This is a genomic window from Sorangium sp. So ce281 (assembly GCF_051527395.1).
Classification (GTDB): Bacteria; Myxococcota_A; Polyangia; order Polyangiales; family Polyangiaceae; genus Sorangium; species Sorangium cellulosum_B.
Map to the genome: position 1 here is coordinate 6704563 of NZ_CP150322.1, position 23652 is coordinate 6728214.

The 23652-nt window shown below is 71.5% G+C and carries 16 protein-coding genes and 1 pseudogene; 7 read left to right on the plus strand and 10 right to left on the minus strand.

The genetic code is table 11. The features are described from left to right. Positions 1–596 precede the first annotated feature (596 nt). The gene (locus WMF27_RS25450) at positions 597–1388 is read left to right on the plus strand and encodes an OmpA family protein (RefSeq protein ID WP_437766292.1); all 792 of its coding nucleotides are present in this window, start codon (positions 597–599) and stop codon (positions 1386–1388) included. A 61-nt stretch (positions 1389–1449) separates the two neighbouring features. On the opposite strand, the gene WMF27_RS25455 is transcribed toward WMF27_RS25450, so the two are convergent. Then, on the minus strand, positions 1450–5325 hold the full coding sequence (locus WMF27_RS25455; protein WP_437769805.1) for a protein kinase domain-containing protein: 3876 nt from the start codon (positions 5323–5325) through the stop codon (positions 1450–1452). Positions 5326–5419: 94 nt separating this feature from the next. Continuing rightward, positions 5420–5818 carry a hypothetical protein gene (locus WMF27_RS25460; protein WP_437766291.1) on the minus strand — a complete coding sequence of 133 codons (399 nt, stop codon included), beginning with the start codon at positions 5816–5818 and terminating at the stop codon, positions 5420–5422. Positions 5819–5921: 103 nt separating this feature from the next. Here WMF27_RS25460 and WMF27_RS25465 point away from each other — a divergent pair, with 103 nt between their 5' ends. Then, the gene (locus tag WMF27_RS25465) at positions 5922–7472 is read left to right on the plus strand and encodes an ATP-binding protein (protein WP_437766290.1); all 1551 of its coding nucleotides are present in this window, start codon (positions 5922–5924) and stop codon (positions 7470–7472) included. 930 nt (positions 7473–8402) lie between these two features. Here WMF27_RS25465 and WMF27_RS25470 read toward each other — a convergent pair. The 4 genes from WMF27_RS25470 to WMF27_RS25485 all read right to left on the minus strand — a co-directional run bounded on the left by WMF27_RS25470 (position 8403) and on the right by WMF27_RS25485 (position 12501). Then, on the minus strand, positions 8403–9137 hold the full coding sequence (locus tag WMF27_RS25470; RefSeq protein WP_437766289.1) for a ferredoxin--NADP reductase: 735 nt from the start codon (positions 9135–9137) through the stop codon (positions 8403–8405). A gap of 214 nt (positions 9138–9351) precedes the next feature. Next, positions 9352–9561, minus strand: coding sequence for a hypothetical protein (locus WMF27_RS25475; protein WP_437766288.1), 210 nt, complete (start codon positions 9559–9561; stop codon positions 9352–9354). A gap of 772 nt (positions 9562–10333) precedes the next feature. Then, positions 10334–11041: a hypothetical protein gene (locus WMF27_RS25480; protein WP_437766287.1), complete on the minus strand. Its 708-nt coding sequence runs from the start codon at positions 11039–11041 to the stop codon at positions 10334–10336. A 134-nt stretch (positions 11042–11175) separates the two neighbouring features. Then, positions 11176–12501 (minus strand): flavohemoglobin expression-modulating QEGLA motif protein, encoded by a 1326-nt coding sequence (locus tag WMF27_RS25485; RefSeq protein WP_437766286.1) that lies wholly within the window; start codon positions 12499–12501, stop codon positions 11176–11178. 324 nt (positions 12502–12825) lie between these two features. Here WMF27_RS25485 and WMF27_RS25490 point away from each other — a divergent pair, with 324 nt between their 5' ends. Together WMF27_RS25490 and WMF27_RS25495 are read left to right on the plus strand one after the other, a co-directional pair. Further along, positions 12826–13716: a serine/threonine protein kinase gene (locus WMF27_RS25490; RefSeq protein ID WP_437766285.1), complete on the plus strand. Its 891-nt coding sequence runs from the start codon at positions 12826–12828 to the stop codon at positions 13714–13716. Between the two features lie 74 nt (positions 13717–13790). Continuing rightward, positions 13791–14087 (plus strand): annotated as a pseudogene (locus WMF27_RS25495) (protein kinase domain-containing protein); the annotation flags it as partial. Positions 14088–14376: 289 nt separating this feature from the next. Here WMF27_RS25495 and WMF27_RS25500 read toward each other — a convergent pair. Then, positions 14377–16611, minus strand: coding sequence for a penicillin-binding protein 1A (locus WMF27_RS25500; RefSeq protein ID WP_437766284.1), 2235 nt, complete (start codon positions 16609–16611; stop codon positions 14377–14379). A gap of 531 nt (positions 16612–17142) precedes the next feature. Next, on the minus strand, positions 17143–18987 hold the full coding sequence (locus WMF27_RS25505) for a serine/threonine protein kinase (protein ID WP_437943037.1): 1845 nt from the start codon (positions 18985–18987) through the stop codon (positions 17143–17145). 223 nt (positions 18988–19210) lie between these two features. Here WMF27_RS25505 and WMF27_RS25510 point away from each other — a divergent pair, with 223 nt between their 5' ends. The 3 genes from WMF27_RS25510 (at position 19211) to WMF27_RS25520 (ending at position 21276) form a co-directional block, all read left to right on the plus strand. After that, a complete protein-coding gene (locus tag WMF27_RS25510) occupies positions 19211–20158 on the plus strand; it encodes a sigma-70 family RNA polymerase sigma factor (RefSeq protein WP_437766282.1) in 948 nt (315 codons plus the stop codon). Positions 20159–20322: 164 nt separating this feature from the next. Next, the gene (locus WMF27_RS25515; RefSeq protein ID WP_437766281.1) at positions 20323–20739 is read left to right on the plus strand and encodes a VOC family protein; all 417 of its coding nucleotides are present in this window, start codon (positions 20323–20325) and stop codon (positions 20737–20739) included. 33 nt (positions 20740–20772) lie between these two features. After that, positions 20773–21276, plus strand: a complete 504-nt coding sequence (locus tag WMF27_RS25520) for an SRPBCC family protein (RefSeq protein ID WP_437766280.1) — start codon at positions 20773–20775, stop codon at positions 21274–21276. A 470-nt stretch (positions 21277–21746) separates the two neighbouring features. Here WMF27_RS25520 and WMF27_RS25525 read toward each other — a convergent pair whose 3' ends face one another. Further along, positions 21747–22112 (minus strand): DUF4180 domain-containing protein, encoded by a 366-nt coding sequence (locus WMF27_RS25525; protein WP_437943038.1) that lies wholly within the window; start codon positions 22110–22112, stop codon positions 21747–21749. A 163-nt stretch (positions 22113–22275) separates the two neighbouring features. Further along, complete coding sequence (locus WMF27_RS25530) at positions 22276–23208, minus strand: DUF2935 domain-containing protein (protein WP_437766277.1); 933 nt, start codon at positions 23206–23208, stop codon at positions 22276–22278. Between the last annotated feature and the right edge of the window lie 444 nt (positions 23209–23652).

Here is a 23652-nt window from a genome sequence, read left to right on the forward strand (position 1 = left end):
GATCCGAGCTCTCGGTGGCCCGGGGGCCGGGGGCCGATGTCTCACGCCCGGCCTGTGTGGTCAAGGCACCGCTCGGCCCCGGGCCCTGGAACCCGGTCACGGATACACACCCGGGACGCACCGGAGCGGGGGCCACCGGCCGGCCGCCTCAACCCCGGTCGCCTGGCAGGGACGGCTGGAGGGTCCGCCTCAACCTCGGTCGGGGCCACCTCCGCCTCAACCTCGGTCGGGTCCGCCTCAACCTCGGTCGGGGCCACCTCCGCCTCAACCTCGGTCGGGGCCACCTCCACCTCAACCTCGGTCGGGTCCGCCTCGGGGCCGCCTCAACCTCGGTCGGTCGGGGCCGCCTCAACCTCGGTCGGTCGGGTCCGCCTCAACCTCGGTCGGGACCACCTCGTCGGGGCCACCTCGCTCGCGCCGCGCCGCCGCCGCGCTCACCTGTGCCGCCGGAGCCCTGATCCCGCCTCGCCTGCGGCGCACGGCCGCGCGGACGGGCGGATCTCGTCGTCCTCCCCTCTGGATCTCTCGCCCGAGCTGAGCGACCCTCTCGCCCGCAGCATCCCGCTCCCGCCGACGGAGCCATGGAGAAAGCGCTCATGAACCGGACACTCATTGCACTACCCCTCGCGCTGTCGTCGCTGCTCGCCGCGGGCTGCGGCCACTCCGAGCAGGAGTGGAAGTCGCAGCTCGACAAGTACAACCAGCTCCAGAACCGGAGCCAGAAGAGGGAGGCCGAGCTCGAGAAGGAGCTCGCCGACGCGAAGCAGCGCGTCGAGGAGCTCGAGAAGAAGCTCGCGGACCAGGGCGCCGACATCTCGAAGATGAGCTCGACGCTGGAGGACCGCGAGAAGGCGCTGGCCGAGTACAAGGCGCGCGCGAAGCAGCTCGAGGCGATCCAGGCGCGGTTCGACCTGCTCCGGAAGAAGCTCGAGGAGCTCGTCAAGCTCGGCCTGGAGGTCCAGGTCCGCAGGAACCGGATGGTCATCTCGCTCCCCGGAGACGTCCTGTTCGACTCGGGCAAGGACACGCTGAGCAAGGACGGCCAGCAGATCCTGAAGAAGATCTCGGACGTCATCCGGGGCGACAAGTCGCTCGTGGACCGCGACTACCAGGTCGCCGGGCACACCGACAGCCAGCCCTACAAGAGCGGCCCGTTCCAGGACAACTGGGGGCTGTCGCTGATGCGCGCCCGGGCCGTGCTGCTGTTCCTGATCGGCAAGGAGGGCCAGCTGCCGACGAGGCACTGGAGCGCGGCAGGGTTCGCGGACACGGACCCCATCGCGAGCAACAACACGCCGGCCGGCAAGCAGAAGAACCGCCGGTGCGACCTGATCGTGATGCCGGACGTCGACGAAATGCTCGACCTGACGAAGCTCGCCAAGAAGTAAGCGCCGGCAAGCGAGGGGCCCGTGGCGCCGACGGCGGCGTGCCGCTTCGTGCACCGCGGGCTCAGCCGCCGAGCCACTGCCGCGCGAGCTCGAGCGTGCGGGCGTTGTCCGGCACGTCGCGGAGGAAGCGCTCGCGCCAGGCCGGATCGCTGAGCTGCTCGGCGCGCGCGAGCAGCGCCGCCCTGGCCGACGAAATCGCGACCTCGGCCTCGGCGCGCCTCCCGCTCGCGGCGAGCGCCTCGACATACGCCAGGCGGACGAGCGACTCGCCCTCTTCCAGCGTGCCGAACTCCGAGAGCCGCGCGGTCGCCTCGGCGGCGGCCCGGATCGCCTCGCCGGTGCGCCCGAGCCCGAGCAGCGCGCGCGCGAGGATGGAGAAGGCCTGCACGCAGAGCGTCGGCGCGCTCTCGAAGAGCGCGATGGCGGCGCGCGCCTCGCGCTCGGCGGCCTCGAGATCACCCATGGCGAGGGCGATCTTCGCCAGGTAGCAGCGAGCGAAGAGCTCCGTGCGCACCATGCCCGCCCCCTGGCTCGACGCGACCGCATCCTCGGCGAGCGCCCGCCCCTCGGCGAGCTGACCACGGTATCCGAGCGCGTGCGCGAGGTTGGCCTGCACAGAGACCTTCAGCTCGTCCAGGTGCATCCGGTCGGCCGCCTCCATGGCTGCCCGCAACATCGACTGGGCCATCTCGAAGTCGCCGAGCTCCGTGCACACGGCGCCCAGGCTCGCCCGGGCGCTGAGCGCGTTGCGATGATCGCCAGCCTGCTCGAAGGCGAGCGACGCGGCTTCCTGGCTGACGGCACAGGAGCCCAGGTCGCCTCTGCACATCTCATGGGCCGCGCGCGCGTCGTGGAGGTGCGCGACCACCTCGATATCCGTCGTCTCCGCGCTCGCGAGGGCGCGCTGGACCACATCGAGCAGCGCGGCGCCTTCGGCGTACCGCCCCCCCAGCGACAGCGCGTTCGCGCCCACGGACAGGCAGCGGAGCTTCGCGTCCTGCGCGTCGCCGGAGGCGGCCACGCCCACCGCCTCGGTCGTCCAGCGCTCGACCTCGTCCATCCGCCCCAGCTTGGACGTGGCCCATACGAGGGAGATGATGGCCGAGAACCACGCGGCCGAGCCGCGCTCCACCAGGCCCAGCGCCTCGCTCCCCCGCTCCGCGGAGAGCGCGAGATCGCCGCGCCACACATGAGCCTCCGCCTGGACCCAGCGGAGCCTGCCGGCGGCGTCCCCGGCCGCGCCGCAGCCGAGGCCCCGGTCGGCCCGCGCGATCGCCGCGTCGAGATCGCCGCCGCGGAGCGCCTCCTCCGCAGCGCGCAGGTACGCCTCCGCCGCCCGCGCCGGCGCGCCGCCGAGCTCGAAGTGCTCCGCCAGCGCCGTCGCGTCCGCCCCGCCGGCGCGGGCCAGCCAGTCGCCCGCAAGGCCGTGCCCGACGCGGCGGTCGCGCTCGGTCAGCATGCCGTAGGCCGCCTCCCGCACCAGCGCGTGCCGGAACTCGTACTCCACCTCGCCCGCGATCCGCGCCTCGCGCCGCCGCACCAGCAGCTCCCGCCGCCCGAGCTCCGCGAGCGGCTGCGCCACCGGCCCCCCGCCCACCAGCGCAGCCACCGCGCCCTCCCACGACGTCTCGCCGAACACGCTCGCCGCGCGCAGCACCCGCCGCTCCTCCACGCCCAGCGCCTCCAGCCGCGCCTGCACCATCGCCAGCGCCGTCTCCGGCATCCCCTCGCCCCGCCCCTCGGCCACCGCGCGGATCTGCTCCTCCAGCACGAACGCGTTGCCCTCGGCGCGCGCCAGCAGCTCGTCCACCTGCGCCGCGCTCACGCCGTCGCCCAGCACCTCCCGCACAAGCCGCTCGCTCGCGCGCCGGGGCAGCGCCGCGAGCTGCAGCCGAAGCCCGACCCGCTGGCGCCAGAGCTCCGGAAACAGCTCGTCCACCTCGGGGCGCGCCAGCCCCAGCACCAGCAGCGGCAGGTCCCTCGCGTGCTGGAGCGCCGCGTCGATCAGCCGCACCGTCGGCAGGTCGCCCCAGTGCAGGTCCTCCAGCACCAGCAGCACCGGCTGCCGCTCGCACTCGGCCCGAACGAAGTCCTCGAACGCCTGGCGGATGCGGTCGCCCATCAGCACCGGGCTCTGCCGCGCCGCCTGCAGCTGCACATCGCCCTCGTCAGGGAAGGGCGCCCCCACCAGCTCGCCGAGGAACGCCGCGACGTGCGGCCCCTTGCTCCCGAGCCCGTCGAGCCGTTCTACCCGCGCCAGCACCTTGCTCCGCCGCACCTCCAGCGCCTCGCCGTCGAGCAGCCCCATGGCGCGGCGGAGCGCCTGGGCGAGCAAGCCGAACGCCGAGCCGGCCGCCATCGGATCGGCCCTGCCGATCCAGACCTCGGCGGCCTCGCGCTGCTCCTCGATGGCGCGCAGGAACTCCCAGGCGAGGCGCGACTTGCCCATGCCCGCGGCCCCCACGACGACCACCGCGCTCGCGGCGGGCTCGTCCACGCAATGGCGCCACTCGGCCGCGAGCTGCGAGAGCTCTCGCTCGCGCCCCACGCACGGCGTCGGCTTCCCGAGCAGCCTCGGCACCGTGTCCGGCTCCTCCTTCCGGCCCCGCAGCCAGCACCCATCCGGGCCCTGGACGGTCTCGAAGCGGCTCGCGAGCAGGCTCGCCGTCGCGCTGTCGAGCCGGATGCCCCCGGACGGCGGGCCGTCGCGCGCCACGATCAGCTGGGCCACCCGATCGACCAGCTCACCGACAGGCAGCCGCCCCTCGATCGCCGCCAGCCCCGTCGCGATCGACACGGGCACGCCGCCAACCACGGTCCGGAGCGCGAGCGCGCAATGGGCCGCTCGCACCGCGAGGTCCGTCGGGGACTCGGCCCCCGACAGCGCGACGAGCAGCCACTTCGACTGCAGGAAATCGAGCCTCCCCCCGTGGCGCGCCGCGATGTCCCGCAGCGCCTGGGCCTGCGCGACCCCATCGGCCTCCGCCAGCGTCGCGCCGGTCTCCTCGCTGCCGTGGGCGGCCAGGATGACGCACATGACCCGCCGCTCCGACGTCGTGATCTCCTCGCCGGGCGCGCGTGGCGCCGCGACCGCGCTCCCTCCCGCGGCGAGCCCCTCGCCGGCGAAGGCGGCCAGCTCCGCCGCGACCGCGGCGCCGTCGCGCGGCCGGTGCTCCGCCGATTTCGCCAGCATCCGGGCCACGAGGCGATCGAGCGGCTCGGGGATGTCGTCGCGCAGCTCCCCGAGCCGCGGCGGCTCTTCCAGCACGACCTTCACGAGGAGCGACAGCAGGTTGTCGCCCAGGAACGGCCGGCGCCCCGCGAGGCACTCGAACAGGATGCACCCGAGCGCGAACACATCCGCGCGGGCGTCCACCGGCGCCTCGCCGCTCGCCTGCTCGGGGGCCATGTACCCGGGCGTTCCAAGGATCGCTCCGGGCGCCGTCAGGCTCTGCGTGAGCCAGAGCTCGCGCGCGATGCCGAAGTCGAGCAGCGTCGCTCGCTCGACCGCGCCGCTCACCAGCATCAGGTTGCTCGGCTTCAGGTCGCGGTGGACGATGCCCTGCTGGTGGACCGCGCCCAGCGTCGTCGCCACCTGCGCCGCCAGCGTCACGCTCTCCGCCATCGACAGCGGCCCTTGGGCGAGCCTCTGGTCCAGCGTCACGCCCTCCAGCCACTCCATCGCCAGGTACGGCCGCCCTGCGCCCGTCGTCCCGTGCGCCACGTACCGCACGACCCCTGGCAGCCGGAGCGTGACGAGCGCCCTCGCCTCCCGCGCGAACCGGCGCAGATCGCCCGCGCTCGCGCTGTGCAGCACCTTGAGCGCGACCGCCTCCCCCGAGCGCCGGTCCCGCGCGCGATAGACCTCCCCCATCCCGCCGGATCCGGCGAACCGCTCGATCTCGAACCGATCCTCGACCACGTCCAATTCGCGCATTGCGTCTGCGATGTCGCTCACGCGGGCCTCCTGCGACGGCCCTCACCCGCAGGATCACGGTGCCCTGACGGAACGAATGTAACCTATACCACCATCACCCCGGTGAGTGGTCTATCTCGGGGTCAGCTGGGATGACGAGCGCGCGCCCTGCCTTCGAGGCGGCGATGGCCAGGAAGAGACGCGCGGCGGGCAGCGCGTTGCGAAGATCGGCGGGGCGGACAGGGTCGTAGTCGATGGGCAGGAGGAAGCCCTCGCCGCGCTGGTCGAGGCCGTGACCAGAGGAGTAGACGAGCAGCGTCTCCCCCTCGGCGGCGCCGGCGAGAAGACCGGTCACGGTCGCCTCCGGGCGGGCCGCGTCGAGGTCCTTGGAGGCGTTGATGCGGTCGTCGTCTGTTGCGCCGGCTGCGGCTGCGCCGCTGCAGCCGCCGATCGCCGCCGCCAGGGCGATCGCGCCCCGCCCCGCCCCGCCGCTTCCGCATCGCCCGTTCGACATGGCCACGCATCCTATTCCATCGAGGTTCGACGCCGCCGGACGAGCGCAGCCAACATGGCCGCGCTGGCCATCCGGAGCCGCCGCCCTTAGGCTCACCGCCGCGATGCACCGCTGGTTCAACACGGCAGGCCCCTGCAATCCGGCCGATCACTACATGCTCCCGCCCGAGGAGCGCCTGCCCGGGGTGCGCGCTCTCATCGATCGCAAAGCTTACTTTGTGCTGCACGCGCCGCGGCAGATCGGAAAGACGACGTCGCTGTCGACGCTCGCCCAGGCGCTCACGCGGGAAGGGGGTTATGCCGCGGTGCTTGTCTCGATGGAGGTCGGCGCTCCCTTCCCGGACGACCCCGGCGCAGCGGAGCTCGCGGTGCTCGCGGAGTGGCGCCGCATCGCGGGGTGGCAGCTCCCGGCCGAGCTCCAGCCGCCGCCCTTCCCGGAAGCGCCCCCCGGCCAACGCATCGGGGCCGCTCTCGGCGCCTGGGCGCAGGCCGCGCCGAGGCCGCTCGTCGTCTTCCTCGACGAGATCGACGCCCTGCAAGGCACGACGCTGGTGTCCGTGCTGCGTCAGCTCCGGAGCGGCTATCCGGGTCGCCCGCATGGGTTCCCGCACGCGCTCGCCCTCATCGGGCTGCGCGACGTGCGCGATTACAAGGTCGAGTCCGGCGACAGCGACCGGCTCGGCACGTCGAGCCCGTTCAACATCAAGGTCGAGTCGCTCACGCTGCGCAACTTCACGCACGACGAGGTCGCCGCGCTTTACGCTCAGCACACCTCGGACACCGGCCAGATATTTCAGCCGGGCGCGGTCGATCGCGCCGTCGAGCTCACCCAGGGGCAGCCATGGCTCGTGAACGCGCTCGCCCGCCAGCTCGTCGATGTCCTGGTCAAGGATCGCGCGCTGCCCATCGCGGCCCCGGACGTCGATCGTGCCAAGAAGATCCTCATCGAGAGGCAGGACACGCACCTCGACAGCCTGGTGGACCGCCTGCGCGATCCGCGGATCCGCGCCGTGATCGAGCCCATGCTCGCTGGCACCACTCTCGGCGATGTGCCTGAAGACGACCGGCGCTTCGCCGTCGACCTGGGCCTCGTGCGCCGAACAGAGGAAGGCGGTCTCGTCATCGCCAACCCCATCTACCGCGAGATCATCGTCCGTGAGCTCGCGAGCGGGGTGCGCGACTCGCTGCCGCGCATCCCGGCGACATGGCTCACCCAGGAGGGCCGCCTCGACGCCGACCGCCTGCTCGACGCCTTTCTTTCCTTCTGGCGCCAGCACGGCGAGCCGCTGCTCAGGGCAGCGCCCTACCACGAGATCGCGCCGCACCTCGTGGTCATGGCCTTCCTCCACCGCGTCGTGAACGGCGGCGGCACCCTCGATCGCGAGTACGCCATCGGCCGGGGCAGGATGGATCTCTGCGTTCGTTATGCGGGTGAGACGCTCGCCATCGAGCTCAAGGTCTGGCGAGACGGCCGCCCGGATCCCCTTGGTGAAGGGCTTGCCCAGCTGGACGAGTACCTCGCCGGGCTGGGGCTCCTGCGCGGGTGGCTCATCCTCTTCGACCAGCGCTCGGGACAGCCTCCCATCGCCGAGCGCACGCGCCGCGAGCACGCGTTGACCCCCGCCGGACGCGAGGTCGTCGTGATTCGCGCCTGAGCGCGCTCGTCGTTCAGGAGCTGTCCCGGGACGCCCTCGGTGTGCCTTCCGGCCCCGACGCCTGCCGCGCGGGGCCAACGGAGGTGCACGTCACGCGCCGTGCTGCGCCGAATCACGCGCAGAGGAACGCGCGAGGTGTCCTGACGAGCGCGTGGCATGTCCTGACGGGCACGGGCGTGTCCTGATGAGAGGCTGGCGTGTCCTGATGGGCGCCCGGCATGTCCTGATGGCCGCCTGACGTGTCCTGGTGGGCACCGGCGTGTCCTGGCGGCCGCCTGGCATGTCCTGATAGCCGCCTGGCATGTCCTGGTGGGCACCGGCATGTCCTGATGGCCGCCTGGCATGTCCTGATGACCATCCTGATGACCACCGCGCATGTCCATGCGGCCGCGGGGTGAGCGCCCTGGCCCGCGGTGCGCACCACGCTTGGTTTCAACCTCAACCGCCGAGTCGGCTCCGAAGAGTTGCGCGCCAGCGCCGCCGCGCTCGCCCCCGGCGCCAGCTCCGGCACCACGCGCCCCACGCTCGCGCCGAGCTCGCTCTTCCGCTTGCTGACCGCCGCCATCGCCGCCGCCGCCAGCTCCAGCTGCCCCGCGTCCGCCGGCGCCGCGACCTCCGCGAAATCCCCGCCGCCGGCCACTTCGCCCGGTGGATCGACCGCTGCCCCGTCTCCTCCGCGCGTCCGCCACCACCGCCGACAGCTTGTGCAAGTACGCCCGATCCAGCGCCTCGGAGACCGGATGGCCCTCCCCAGACCGGCTGAGCACGTACTTGCCCGCATTCCAGATCCCCAGGGGAACGCTCAAGGCACGCCGCGTCACCGGAGGGCGATCCACGCTCGCGTCCGCTCGAGAGTCGGCGGCTCCCTCCTGGAGAGCCCGGCAGCTCCGTCGCGGCGCTCGACGTCGACGCGCCAGCCGAGGCGGCGGCTCAGTCGTAACGCTCGACGTGGACGTGCTTGCGGGGGACGTCGAGCTCGCCGCGGGCGAGCTCGCGCACGAGCGAGACCATCCGATCGAGGCCGCAGATGAAGACGTGCGGGGCCGGATCCCCGCTCACCCCGGCCAGCTCCCGGTAGAGCTCGGGCACGTGCGCCTGCACGTAGCCGCGGCGGCCCGACCAGGACGGGCCGCCGCGCGAGAGCGTGATCTCGTAGCGGATCCGGTCCGAGCCGCGCGCAAGCGCCTCGAGCTCGTCGCGGTAGATAATGTCCTCCTCGAAGCGCGCGCCGAACAGGACCCACTGGTGCGCGGCCGCCCCGGCGCGCAGCGACGCGCGCAGCATGCTCCGGAGCGGCGTGACGCCGGTGCCGGTGGCGACGAACAGCGAGGGCGCAGGGCTCCCGGGATCGCGCGTGAAGAGCCCGTGCGGGCCGACGGCGCGGAGCGTCGCGCCGGGCTCCAGCCGGTGCAGGTACTCCGAGCCGGCCCCGCCCTCCACGCGGGTGACCGCCAGATCGAAGCGAGGGGAGCCGTCGGGGGCAGAGGCGATCGAGTAGGCGCGCTTCACCTCACCGCCCGGGAGCGGGAGGACGAGGTTGACCCATTGCCCGGCCTCGAACAGGAACGCCCTGCCATCGGCGCGCTCGAACGAGAGCTCTCGCACGAAGGGGCTGAGAGGCCGGACGGCGACGAGGCGGGCTTCGAACGGTTCGGCTTGGATCATGATCGGGCCTCGGCGCGGCCACAGGCTGCTGGGCCGCGCGGGTGGCGAGGTCTTACCGCAGCCCTCGCCCTGGCCCAATCACGATCGGAGCCGTCATGGCGCCGCCGGACGGCGCGGAGTCGCGGAAGTCTGGGCCTTCCGGCTCCACGCCGCCGGCGCGCACGGCCGGGCCGCCGCCCGTTCGCGGCGCCCCGGCGCCGGAGCGGCGGCGGATCTACCGCTGCACGCCCATGCGGCGGCGCTGCGGGATGTTCAGCGCCGGCCGGGAGCGATCCTGGTGGGGGAGCTTGCTCGGCGGGCGGGGCTCCCGGTGCGCGGGCTTCGGCGCGGGGACAGGCCCCGTCTGCGGCGGGCGCCGCTCGGGCGTCTTGGTCGAGCCGAGCTGCAGTGCGCGCTCGGGGAGATGGGCGGGTCGCTCGGTCATAGGATCCTCCATTCGATCACGCATCACCACGGCAGAAAGAGCACCAAGGCTGAACGAACCCTTCGAAGAACCAGCTCTCATACACCCTCCATTCATCGTACGACCACGGATTGCAGGCACACCGATGCCGCGACGGACGCCGGCTCAGGACGCCGCCCAAAGGCCGCTCGACTGGCGCTCTCGCGCGATGGACACACCTCCACGCATCGCCGGGGCAGGGCGGTCCGAATCGCCACACGCCCCCTCGCGAGGCGCCTCAGCGCCTCGCCGTCAGGAGAGATGGCGAGTCGGCCCGCCGCGCCACGAACCATCCGGCTCGGTGCTTCGCGCGAGCGGCCAGCGAGCGAGGGGCTGCGACCGCGAGGTCAGCGACCTCCAGCGCATCGGACTCGTTCGCATGTCGGCCACGCTCCGTCCCCACGAGCACACGACCCACGCCCGCGCGGGAAGGCTGCGGGCGGCCGTCGTGGCTGCTCACGCGCGGCAGCAGAAGGGCGCCGTGCCTACCTGGGCAACAGGCGCTCCCCCTTCGGGGCCGCGTGACGGAGCGGTGGTATCAGGGGAAAGTCTTCATGATTGACGCGGGCGACGCGTCGACAGCAACGCTAGCATCGGCGCCAGAGATCGCCCAGCACTTTCTGCGTCTGTGGAGGAGAGCTGTGCGCGTGGTGATCCCGCGCTGTCCTCGCGGAGCGTTCGTGTCCTCGTTTGCTTCCGCTTCTTCTCCACCTCACGAGCCACGGGAGCTCGCGCGGGCGCGCCGAGCCGCGGCTCAGAACGCCACGCGCAGCCCCACGCCGAGGGGCACCGCGCCAGGCGACGCGGCGACGGCGGCCGGACCGACGAGGAGACGCGCAGCGGCCAGCCCGCGCAGTTCGAGTCCCTTCCGCAGCACCCGCCTCTTGCCGATCACGTAGAGCGGCAGGCCGACGCCGACCGCGGCCACGCCCCCGACCGCCGTCGCCACGGCCACCGTGTACCCGTCGCGCTGCTTCGTCACGGCCTCGTCGTGGTTCGCGGTGATCAGCACGGCGCCGGTGACGAGGGCGGCTGCTCCGAGGCCCGCGAGGACGATCCCCGAGACCATCATGACAGGGCTGTTCCGCTCGGTCGTCCGCTCCACGAAGCCGCGGAGCTCTCTCTTCGTCGCCTCGATCTCCAGCTCGATCTGGCGCCCTCGGGCGTCTCGCACGTCCTCGGCTTCAACGAAATCGTGGATGGCATCCGCCTCGTACTTGAGCGCCGCGATCCTCGCCTCGTACGCAGCGACCGTCGCCTCCCACACGGCCTGCGGCGGGAGCTCCTCCACGGCCGGCGCGGCAGGGGGCGCGGGGGGCGCGAGCTGCGGGGGCGGCGTGCGCTCCGGGCCCTCCGGCGACGTCTGCGCGGCCGCGCTCGACGCGAGCACCGCGCCGGCAAGGGCGAGCGCCCACGCGGCGAGGCGGCGGCGCACCGCGGCCGCGGAAGAAGTGGAGGACACGCGCGCCGGGGGCGCGGGGGAATGCGCGAAACGGGAATGGACTCGTCCCATCGACGAGCGGCATACCTCAACCGTGGCGCAGGGACATCTGCCGCGTCCCGCTCGCCCGGCCTGCGCCCGCGATCGCGGCGCGCTCACCCCTCCCGCGGCCGGCCGCGGCGCTTGCTCTCCTCCCCGCCCCCGGTCGGCCGCGCCTCGGCGGCCACGCGGAGCAGCTCCTGGAAGTGCCGCTCCACCGGGCCGAGGTCGATGCCATCCATGAACGAGGTGAACGCGAAATAGGGCAGCAGCGTCTGCCAGGCGCGAAGCCAGCCCGGCAGGTAGCGCGGCCGCTCCAGCACGCCGGCCGCGCGCAGCTCGGCCAGCACCGCGATGTCGTCGAGCGCGATCCGGCCGCAGACGAGCAGCTCCACCTCGTCGCGCAGGCCGCCGCGCAGGACCGCGGCCAGGAAGGCATAGACCTCGAGCAGGCCGGCCAGGTAGCAGGCGTCCTTCGTGAACGGCGCGCCGCCCTCGACGAGCCCGCCGCGGCAGACGCGCTGGGCGTCGAAATAGGCGTCGCGGCGCCCGGCGCCGCGCTCGCGCAGGTACCGGTAGAGATCGAGGAAGCTCGCGCCCTGCTCGGCCATGTCCACGAGCCGCACCCGCTCGGCGAGCCGGGTGAGGCGGCCGATGGAGAGCGAGCGGCTGTACAGCTCGGCGAAGATGGCGAGCCCCTCCTGCGTGCGCGTGGTGCGGGGGCCGCCCGACCGCAGGAACGCGCACCGCGGCTGCGCCGCGCCGTTGTGCGCGGTGAGCGCGTGCGTCTCCACCTCGTGGTGCCACAGCCCCTCGGCCTCCCAGGACGCGAACGTGGCCTCCGGGCGGATGCGGACGCGGCTCATGCCGGCCACCACCTTGGCCGTGATCCTCGGGTCGAGCACGATCTCGATGTCGAGCGTCGGCGTCCGCGCTGCGACGCGGGCGGCGAGCAGCTCCCGGAGCGCGCCGGCGTCGAGCGGCTCCTCGTCGGGATCGCTGGCCTCGTCCCAGCCGTGGACACGCAGGCGCGCGGTGAGGTGCTCGGCGAGGTCGATGTTGCTGACCTCGCCGCCGAAGAACCGCGAGCGCGCGCCGCCGTAGAGCGCCCGCGAGCGCTCGGAGAACTCGCGGGTCCCCGCCGCCTCGAGCAGCTCCGCGGCCTGGATCTGCGCGCGGACGTTGTCCCGGAGCCAGTCGAGCGCGGGCGCGTCGCCGTCGATCGAGCCGAGGAGCTCGCGCAGCTCGGCGATGCGCCGCGCGAGCCCGTCGCGATCCACGCGGCGCTCGATCTCGGGGAGGCGGTCCTCGCCGGCGGCGAAGAAGCGCTCCTCGACCTCGCGAGGCCAGGCGATGTCCTCGAGCAGCCGGAGCGCCTTGCCCTCGCAGAGGCGGGCGCCGACCCGATCGAGCTGCTCCAGCACGGCGCGGTCGATGCTCATGGCCCCATGCTCGCGCGAACCGCGGGGCGCGGGAAGCGGCCGGCGCGAGCGCTTGCGGCTCCGGCGCGGATCCGGCGCTGGCTCGCGAGCGCGCCGCTCGGGTCGACTCGTTGCCGGAGCTTTGCGGCTCGCCAGCGCCCGCGGGCTCTGCTGAGGTCGCCCGTGCGCAGTGGTTGCGTGCCGAAGCGCCCCGGAGGCCTCCGGCAACGTGTTGGCCTGTGCCAGGGAGGCAAGCGCGAGGGCGCGCGCCGGCGCTCCCCGTGGGCCACGCCGAGCATGTTGTTCAGCTCCTCGCATCCGGTATACATTCGAGCCTGAACCTCAATGACTGATGATCCCCAGCCAGCACACTGCACAGCACGAGTCGGGACGGTCCTCCGGGGCAAATGGCGCATCGATTCGCTTATCGGCGTCGGCGGGATGGCTGCGGTTTACGAGGCGACACACAGGATCGGCCGGCGCTGCGCGATCAAGATCCTCCATCCGGAAATCGCGGTCTCCAAGGAGCTTCGAGCCAGGTTCGAGCAAGAGGCGCTCGCAGTAAACCAGCTCGGCCACCCCGCAGCCGTCAATGTCCTCGACATTGACACGAGCGAAGATGGCTCGCCGTTCTTGGTGATGGAGTTGCTCGACGGCGAATCGCTCGGCAAGCGCGCCCACGGCTCCGGCGGCATCGAGGAGCGCGAGCTGCTCCGCGTTGTCTCGACCGTGCTCGAAGTGCTCGATGTCGCGCACGGGCTCGGCATCGTTCATCGAGACATCAAGCCTGACAGCTCGAATTCGCCATTCTTGATGATTGCAGTGATTGGCTCGTTTGCTGTCGCCGTTTGCCTCGCCGCTGTCTTCTTCGTTGTTCGTTCGCGAGACTCCGCCGAAGACACCCGTGAGAGCGCGAACGAAGAGACATCGCAAGAGGACAAGGCGAGCGGCAGCTCTCGCACGATGGCGACGTCGTCCATTACCGGCACGCCATCCACGCCATCCACGCCATCCACGACCGCTGAGCCCCCATCGACGCGCCGGCCCGCCCCCAATGGCAAGTATCGCCTCCTCGTCAAAGACGGCAAATATCCATTCTGCGTCACGTCGAAATTGAGACATGCCTATCCAGTACGCACGAATGACGAGGGCGCCAAAGCGTGCATCGGCACCCCCGACGGGCCTATTCCGATTGACGACCTCAAAGCCTACCACCCCTCCGAGCTTCAATGGTAATATCTTTGTGAGGAGCGGCGGCCTTGTCCCGTGACCAGGTGAAGCTCATCGATTTCGGCCTCGCCAAGGTGAACGTGGAGCTCCTGTCCACCGAGAGCCGCGAGGCCGCGCGCAAAGGCCAGGACCTCACCGCTGCCGACCAGGTGCTCGGCACGCTCAGTTATCTCGCGCCGGAGGCCGTGCGCGGCATGGATGCCGTCGATGCCCGCGCAGATCTTTATGCGCTTGGAATCATCTTGTACGAAATGCTGTCCGGGAGAAGCCCGTTCGACGCGAGCGACGGCCAATCTTCCTTCCGGCGGCGGCTCCTCGAGGACGCGCCCCCGCTCCGCCAGCGTGCTCCGGGATCAGGTATCCGCCCCGAAGCGGAGGCGCTCGTGATGCGGCTCGTCCAGCGAGACCCGATCCAGCGATATCCGACGGCCACCAACGTGATCGCGGCCGTCGACGGGGCCATCGCGGCGATGGAGGGCGCGCCGAGGCAGCTCGAGCCGACCGTCGCGATGCACCCCGGCGCTCCGGGGCGCCAGACGAGCGCGACATCGCTCGCGTCCAGGTGGAACTCGCCGGCGATGCGGCCGTGGCTCATTGCGTCCATCGTCGTATCGCTCTTGCTCAGCGTCGCGCTCTTGATCGCCATCCTGCTCAGCTCACAGAGGCTCAAAAGGGCCACATCGAGGGAGCAGGCTCGCCGCTCGACGGAAGCTCGGCGTACGCCGTCGGCTCCGTGCCTGCAAGGAACACCTCCTCGATCGCGCCCGCGGCCCCCGGCAGCGCGAGTTGACCGGTCGTCGCGTCGATCAACACGCGCACGAGCCCGTCCGGAGGCGCGGCGAAGTCGGTGCGTGGTCTCGCCTTGTGCGCGTCCTGCATGAACGCGATGAAGGCCGGCAGGGAGGTCGCGCCGCCCGTCTCGCCGGGGCCGAGCGGAGAGGCGTCATCGTAGCCCGTCCAGACGGCGCACGCGATGTCGGTCGAGTAGCCCACGAACCACGCGTCCTTCGCGGCGTTCGAGGTGCCCGTCTTGCCCGCGACCGGTGTGCTCATGGATCGCGCGCGCTTGGCTGTCCCCGAGTCGACGACGGAACGCAGGAGGCTCGTCATGATGTAGGCCTCGGCTTCGCCCATCACCCGGCGCGCTGGCGCCACGCCGGGCAGCGGCAGCGGCTGGCCGCCCGGGCCGATGATGCCGCGAATGAGCGCTGGATCGCGGTACGTGCCGCCCGCGGCGAACACGTTGAACGCACCGACCATCTCGAACGGCGTCACCTCGTAAGCGCCGAGCGCCAACGACAGGTCCGCGCCGAGCTTCGACGTGACTCCGAGCGATTGCGCCCACTCGGCGACCTTGGCCGGGCCGAGCCGATCGAGGACCCATACCGCGGCGACATTGACGCTCTGGGCGAGCGCTTCGCGCAGCCGGCGCGGCGCCTGTCCGTCGCTCTCGTCGTAGTTGTCGGGCCTGTATTTCCCTCCGAGCGCGGACGGATGGGTCTCGAGGATGGACGCCGCGGTGAATGCCCGCGTCTGGATCCCGTAGCTGTACACGATCGGCTTGAACGTCGAGGCGGGCTGGCGGCGCGCCGACCTTGCCCGGTTGAGGGCGCCGCGCGCCGCGTCGTAGCCGCCGACGACCGCGAGCACCTCGGCCGTCCGGACGTCGAGGGCGACGAGCGCACCCTGGGGCCCGAGCGCGAGCTCCAGCCGTCCGCTGCGCGGATCGCCGCCGGCAAAGGTGACGCGTACGACCTTGCCGATCTCGGCGAACTGGCTCGGGGGCAGGTTGCGTGGATTGTAGCGCGCCGCTCTCTCCAGCTTCACGACGCCTTGCGCCGTACCCACGCGCACGGTGAGCGTGCCTGCCGCGTCGTCGGCCTTCGTGACCACGCCGTGGTAGACGCGCTCGCTGCCCTGCGTGGGCGTTCCTTCGAAGGGGGCCGGATCTCCCTTGCCACGCTTCAGCGGAGCGATGAGCCCGCGGCGCGCGGCGTACGCATCGAGATTGCTGCGCACCGCCGCTCTCGCGGCCCTCTGCAGCGCCGGCTCGATCGTGGTCGTCACCGTGTACCCACCGCGGTTGGCCTGCGGGCCCACCGCCGCGACCAGCGCGCGCTCGACCTCGGCGACGACCTCGGGCGCCAGCTCGGCGGCGTGTTCGGGCGGGGGGGCCAGGACGATCTTCTGGCGAGCGGCGGCGTCCACGTCGGCGCGTGCTACGAACTTCTTGTCGCCCAGCTGCTGGAGCACGTAGCTGCGCCGCTCCTCGGCGCGGGCGAGATCCACGCGCGGAGAGTAGACGCTGGGCCCCTTGACCAGACCTGCGAGCAGGGCCGCTTCGGCGAGCTGCACGTCGCGAACGCTCTTCCCGAAGTAGTACCGCGCGGCTTCCTCGACGCCGTAGCGCCCGTGCCCGAAATAGATGTCGTTGAGATAAAGCTCCAGGATCTCGTCCTTCGTGAGCTCCTGTTCGATGCGGCGCGCGAGGATGAGCTCACGGATCTTGCGCGCGAAGGTGCGCTCCGGCGTGAGGAGCACGTTCTTGATCACCTGCTGGGTGATCGTGCTGCCTCCCTGGCGGGCCCGCGCGGACCGCAGGTTCACGAGGAGCGCCCGCAGGATGCCGAGGTAGTTCAGCCCTTCGTGCTTGTAGAAGTTCGCGTCCTCCGCGGCCAACACGGCGAGCTTCATGCTCGTCGGCACCGCCGAGATCGGAACGACGGTGCGTCGCTCGACGAAGAGCTCCGCGAGCGGTGTCCCGTCGCGCGCAAGGATGCGCGTGACCTCCGGCGGATGATAGCTCCTCAGCTCCGAGGTCCGCGGCAGGTCGTGGCCGTAGTACCAGATGAGCCCCGCAAACATCAGCAGACCAAGACCCAGCAGCGTCGAAGCGGCCATCACGATGCGCCACGCCCATCGCCGCAAGCGTCGTTTCCACTGGACTTTTCGCGGGCGCGGATCACCTTGCTCCCGCGCCCGGCGGACCGCCACGGCGCGGCTGAGCGCGCTCGCCAGAGCACCTAGCGCCGAGGCGATCCGAACAGCGGCCCTCGCGAGCCGCCGTGCCGGCAGCGCGCGTTGTACGGTCGGCTGGGCGGAGGCCTCGGCCGGCGACGATCTTGCGGCGCCGCCCCCGGGCGGCGGCGACCACGGCAGCGTCGGTCGCTCCGGTCCGGCCTGGCGAGCCCTCTCTTCGGGGATCGGCGGCGTGGCCTGGGGCGAGCGCACCCAGAGCCGTGTCGCGGGCTCCCCCTCCTCCGCGTCGTCACGGCGGGGCTCCTCGCCGCGCTGCGAGGGGGACGCGAGGTCGTCACGACGGCCGAACCGGTCCATATCCATCCAACTCCTCCGCGGTGCGGGCTGAGCGCGCGTGCCGCGGCGCCCTCCTCGCAGACGCCATGAGAGCAGCGCACGAGCCCGGCGCGACGATCAGTCGGGGCATGGGGCTCCGCACGCCGTGACGTTGCCAGGACAGGCTTCTATCTGCCCGAGACACGTGCCGATGACGCAATCGGAGCCAGGCGTGCAGTACACAAAACATGGAGCGCTCGTCATGCAATTGACCGAGCAATCGCCTTCGCACCAGACCTTGTGCATCCCCGATCCCATGCAGTTGACCAGCGCGTCTCGGCGCGCTCCGATGTCGCAGACGCTCCCGTCCTGACAAGCAATCTGGCACGCTTCGTCGCACACGTGATCGCAGTCGTTTGTCAGCATACAGCTGGTCCGCTGCGACGCGCCGCGCCCTTCCTCGGGGCCGCGGCTCGGTGAGCCAGGGAGGCGAGCTCTCGTGTCGCCCTTCTTCTCGGGGCCGGGATCCGGCGCATTCGCCAGGAGGCGATCCGCCGCCGGACCGCCGGGAACCTTGGCGGGCGGTGACGCCGCCGGTCGCTGCGCGCCGGTCGCCCCCGGCGATTTCGCGTCGGGCTCGACGTTCACCGCACGCAGGTACACGGCGGCGAGCACGCCTGCGGCGAGCAGCGGGAACGCCAGCACGGCCCATCGCAGCCTCCGTCCACGTACCGTGGTCGCCGTCCACTGCGTCGCCTGGGTGAACGCCGATGTGGCCGGTGAGGGGGCACCCGCCGGAGCGACGGCCGATCCGCCGCCCGGGACGCCCGGCGCGCTCGACGTATTCGGGGCGCTGGCGACGGAGACATCGCGGATGACGCTCCCCATGGCACCTGCCGGCGGCGGGGCGGGATGCAGGCCACCGGCGCCCGAGGCGCGCACCGAGACGGCCGAGGAAGGGGCGAGCCCCTGTGGCATCCACACCGTCGTGGCGGTGCTGAGCGGATCCGCCGCGGGGGCGGGGAGCCCGGCCGCGCCGAACCGGAGAGCAAAAGCGGGCGGCTGACCGGCCAGGACCGCGCGCACGTCCTGCTGCATGACCGTCGCGCTCGGGTAGCGCTCGCCTCGATCGAACGCGAGCGCGCGATCGACGACGGCACACACCCACTGCGGGGTCTCCGGAGCGACGCTCGCGAGCGGCGGCGCAGGCAGCGTGGCCATCTTGACGACCAGATCGGTGTCGGAGCTCGCGTCATGGATGCGCCGCTTCGTGATCAGACGAAACATCGTCGCTCCGACCGCGAACAGGTCGGCACGCGCGTCGATCTCGTCGCCTCTGACTTGCTCCGGTGGCATGTAGGCGACCGTGCCGAGCGTCGTTCCAGTGCGCGTCCGAACGTAGTCGGCCGCGGCCTGCCTGACACGGGCGACGCCGAAGTCGAGCACTTTCAGGCGCCCGTCGCGGAGGCGGAACAGGTTATCTGGCTTGATGTCGCGGTGGATGATGCCGTGCGCATGGGCCGCTGCCAGCACGTCCAGCAGCCCGTCCACCATGGCCAGCAGCTCGGCCATGTCCATCCTGCCCAGGCGCCTGGCGTACCCGGCGAGCGACTCACCATCGAGCAGCTCCATGACGAGGAACGGGCAGCCGTCCGCGGTCGCGTCGATATCGCGTATTTCCACCGCGCCGGGATGGACGAATCGATTGACGGCTTGCGCTTCCTGATCGAACCGCGCACGCAGCTCGGGCATGCGCGCGATCTCGGGGTGGAGGATCTTGATGGCATCTCGCCGCCCGATCTTGTGCGCGCCGACGTAGACAGCGGCCATGCCGCCCGAGCCCAACAACCGCTCGATCGTCCACTTCCCGCACAACACTGTGCCGACTCTGCGCTGCAGTTCCTGGTCGTCCATATCCGGTATCGGGTTTGCTAATTTGCCGAACGGAGTCCTCGCGGCGCCCCAGCACCGCCCGTCGCCCATCCTAGCCGATTGGCCATGGCGTCGTGACCGCGCGACGTCGTCGTGACCGCGCGATGCTCGGCATGCCGTCCCGGGTGTGTCGCCGACCGAGCGCGGCCGCAGGCCGACCAGGCCAAGAAAAAGTGCCCGAGTCGAGACCAGCGCCCTTCCCGAGGCGCGGGTGTCACGCGGCGAGGGAGCGTGACCGTGGATCTGGCGGGAGGCCGATGGTACCGTCGCCGCGATGGGGAGCGTGGACCAGCTCGAGGAACACCGCGCGGCGCTCACCGGGCACTGCTACAGGATGCTCGGCTCCGTGGTCGACGCCGACGACGCCGTCCAGGAGACCATGGTGCGCGCCTGGCGAAGCCTCGACAAGTTCGACGGGCGGTCGTCGCTGCGCACCTGGCTGTACCGCATCGCGACGAACGTCTGCCTCGACGCGCGGGCCGATCGCGCGCGCCGGGCGCGCCCCGTCGAGGAAGGCCCGGTCGGCACCGTGGACGACGAGCTCCAGACGCGCCCGCGCACGCACTGGCTGGAGCCCGTCCCCGACGCGCACGCCCTCCCGGCGGACATCGACGCCGCGGAGCGGGCCGTGCTCCGCCAGAGCATCCGCCTCGCGTTCGTCGCGGCGCTCCAGCACCTGCCGCCGAAGCAGCGCGCCGCGCTCTTGCTCACCGAGGTGCTCGGGTGGTCCGCCGCGGAGGTCGCCGACAGCCTCAGCACCTCGGTCGCCGCGATCAACAGCGCGCTCCAGCGCGCGCGGGCGACGCTCGCGAGCCGCGATCTCGGCGACGTGCGCGCCACGCTGCCGGAGCCGGAGGCCGCTCTGGTCGACCGCTACGTCACCGCCTTCGAGCAGTACGACGTGGACCGGCTCGCGGCGCTGCTGCACGAGGACGCGACCCTGTCGATGCCGCCGTTCACCCTCTGGCTCCGCGGCCCCGACGCCATCCGCGCGTGGCTGCTGGGCCGGGGCGCGGGCTGCCGCGGGTCGCGGCTCGTGCCGACGGCCGCCTGCGGCTCGCCGGCGTTCGCCCAGTACCGCCCGGCGCCGGAGGGCGGCCACCGGGCCTGGGCGCTCATCGTGCTCGAGCTCGCGGGGGACCGGATCGCCAGCATGACGTCCTTCCTCGACACCGAGACGCTCTTCCCGCGGTTCGGCCTGCCGCTCGAGCTCCCCGCGTAGCCCCCGCGCCCGGCCGGATCGGGGCGGCGATCTTTTTTTCCGGTCGACCGATGAGTCCCGGCGCAGGCCGGGGTCTATGGGGTGAACTCCGGCACGACGGCCCTCATGGCCGCGATCGTGGCCGGCATCACCCGGCGTCCATGCTCGAACAGGAGAAGAGGACCATGACAACGAACAGCGCTCGCAAGATCTTCGTCAACCTGGCCGTCCGCGACCTGAAGCGGTCGATGGAGTTCTTCGCGAAGCTCGGCTTCGAGTTCAACCCGCAGTTCACGGACAACAACGCCGCCTGCATGATCGTCAGCCAGGAAGCCTTCGTGATGCTCCTCGTGGAGCCGTTCTTCAAGGGTTTCACGAAGAGGGAGATCTGCGACACGAGCACGCACACGGAGGGGATGTTCGCGCTCTCGTGCAGCAGCCGGGCCGAGGTCGACGAGATCGTGAAGAAGGCGATCGCGGCGGGCGGGTCGCACGCCATGGATCCGCAGGATCACGGCTTCATGTACGGCTGGAGCTTCTACGACATCGATGGTCACCACTGGGAGGTCGTCTGGATGGCCTCCGAGGCGATCCAGTCGTAGCCGGCGCCTCGACGAGGAAGAAGGAGGAGAGCCATGGTCGAGAGCCAAACAGCGAACAGCGATAGCTTCCAGGTCACGACGCCGTCGGCGGACGAGGTCCGCATGACGCGCCTGTTCGACGCGCCGAGGCACCTCGTGTTCGAGGCGATGACGAGGCCCGAGCACATCAAGCGGTGGTGGGGCTGTCTGGGCGAGGGCTACTCGGTGCCCGTCTGCGAGATGGACCTCCGCCCGGGCGGCAAGTGGCGCTTCGTGAACCGCCACCCGGGCGGCGAGGCCGCCTTCCACGGCGAGAACCAGGAGATCACGCCGCCGAGCCGGCTCGTGTTCACGGAGATCTTCGAGCAGTTTCCGGACACGGTCACGGTGGTGACGGCGACCTACACCGAAGAGGGCACAAAGACGCGGCTCACGGCCACGGTGCGTTATCCGTCGACGGAAGTGCGCGACATGGTCCTCGCGTCCGGGATGCCCAAGGGCGCGGGCATCAGCTACGACCGCCTCGAAGCGCTGGTCGCGCAGCTGCAGCAGCAATGAGCCCGGCTGGTCGCCGGTGAGCGGGCGCCGCCACCGTCGCCTCGTGCCCCGGCGCCTCGATGAACCCGTCTCGATGGGTACCGCGTCGATACGCCGGCCCGGCCCCATCGGGGCGACTGAATTTACTTGACACCGTAATCACTCCACCGGCCTCGGGACAGGATGCCTCTTTTGCCGGTGGTGGCCTAATTTGAACATGAAGGCGGTAAGGCGGGAAGAAAAGATCAATGTTCTTCCCGCCTTACCGCCTTCATGTGAATCACTCCGGGGCAAATTAGGCCACCACCGGGAAGCGCGCCGGTGACGGGCGGCCGGCGCGATGGCGATCGTCGGCCACAATCGGTGCGGGCGGCTGGACTTCCTCGGCCGCGCCAAGTGATCCCGCGTGCGTGGTGAGCGCTCGGGCTCGATGTCTGCCTGCGTCGGAGGCCGCGATGGCGCACAAGGCGCAGTCGGCCAGGCCGCCATGGCTACGTCTGGCCGAGCCACGCGATCGCGGCGTGACGCGCCTCGAACACGCCGAAATGCTGGCCGCGGCGCTCCTCGGCCACCATCTCGCCGAACCGGCTGCTGAAATCAGCGGCCCCCGGAGGGCACACCACCGCGAGCCGGATCCGGTAGTTCCTTAGCTTCTGCAGGATCTCCCCGGCCTCCCCCGAGCTGAGGTCGAAGAAAGCCGCCGTCAGGTTCGCCGGGTGGAGGAGCGCACACAGCACGCCGCCCGAGAAACAGGCCTCGATCACGCGGTCGACGTCGCGGACGCTCTCCATGAGCCCTTGGTCCGGCTGCCCTTCCACGAACTGCACACCGCCCTCGTCGACCACCGTCAGATCCATGGCATCCCTCCGACACGGCCTCTGCGCCGCGGGCTCGGCGGAGAGCTCCGCTCGACCCGCGACCAGGGGTATCCCGGCGAGCGGCCGCTGTACAGGCATCGCGCGGCGAGCAGGAGGAGGGGCCGGGCTCGCCCCCGCCGCGCGGGGCCCAGGGCGTCATTCGTCACTGCGCGCGCCTGACCTCGTCGGAGAACCTCACCGCCTCGCGGAGCACGTGATCGGCGAGCGCCGGATCGATGATGCTCTTGATCTGCCCCGTCTCGATGCCCTGCTCCGCGGCCGACTTGAAGTCGATGACCTCGTCGGCCATCGTCGCGAGCTGCCCGCTGTCGACGCGGAACGCGTGCGCCTGGTACAGCTGCCCGGCGCGCGCGGTCGCCTGGTCGATGAGCGCGCGCTCCTGCGGGTCGAGCAGGTGCGCGATGAACTCGAGGTGATCCGCCATGATCGTCGTCCAGAACGCCGAGACCTCGTCGCTCTGGAGCGCGATGTCGCCGTACGCGAGCCGATCGAGCCGGGCGACGAAGCGCTCGGCCTCCCGCGCGATGTGGTCGAAGAAGAGCGGCCAGACGAGGCTCCGGAGCGAGCCGCTCTCCTGCGCGCGCTGCATGCGGCGCTTGTACTCGATGAAGCGCTGGACGTTCGACCGCGTCGAGGCGAGGAGCGAGGAGATCCCGTAATCACCATACCCCCGGTCGCGCGCAGCGAGGAAGTGCCTGGCGAAGAGGTTCTGGTACTGCCGCGCCTCGTCCCGGGGCCCGCGGAGGTGGTCGCCGGGCATGAGCAGCGCGATGAAGAACGCATGTTCCATCATCTGGTCCGTCCAGAAGAGGACCTCCGAGACGGCGTGCGCTGCATAGCCGGCGCCCGGGGCGGGCAGGAAGACCGGCTTCCTCGAGCGCCGGTCGACCGAGATGCCGGGCGTATAGGCGGCCCCTTCCGGGAGGGCGAGGGGCGCGATCGACTCGCAGACCGCGTAGCTCTTGTCGGGCAGCGCGAGGCTCGGTGTGGCGAGCAGCGAGACACCCGCGGTGGCCATCGCGCCGCCGGCGAATTGCCGGCGTCCAAGTTTCCCTTGCGGAACACGCTTCTCCATCGACGCTCCTCCAGGTTCATGCATCCGTGAGAATCGGAGCGCGAGGGTGCATGTCCCGCGCCCGAGCCAAGGAGTCGACGCGCAGGGCGGTCCGCCGGCGCGCGCCTCACCGATCGCGACGGCCAGCGACGCGCGGAATCACCACGCCCGAGCGCTTCGTCGGCAGAGAGGTGGCGTGGGGGCGCGCCGGACGTCATCCGCGGAATCCGCCCGTGATGGGCCGCCCTGCGATCGGCGACCTGCGAAGTCAGAGCACATTCCCCCTCCTCTACCGACCACCTGCGACAACGGAGCACATCGCGCCGCGGAGGACACACGCTCGCGACGACGGACCTGCACACTCCCGCTGGCGCTGCAGGCGCACCTGCACCCACACGCAGCCGTCCCTTGTGTCGGGGTTCGGATTTCTTCGCTATCGTCGCCCGGGATGTCGAGGACCCGCCC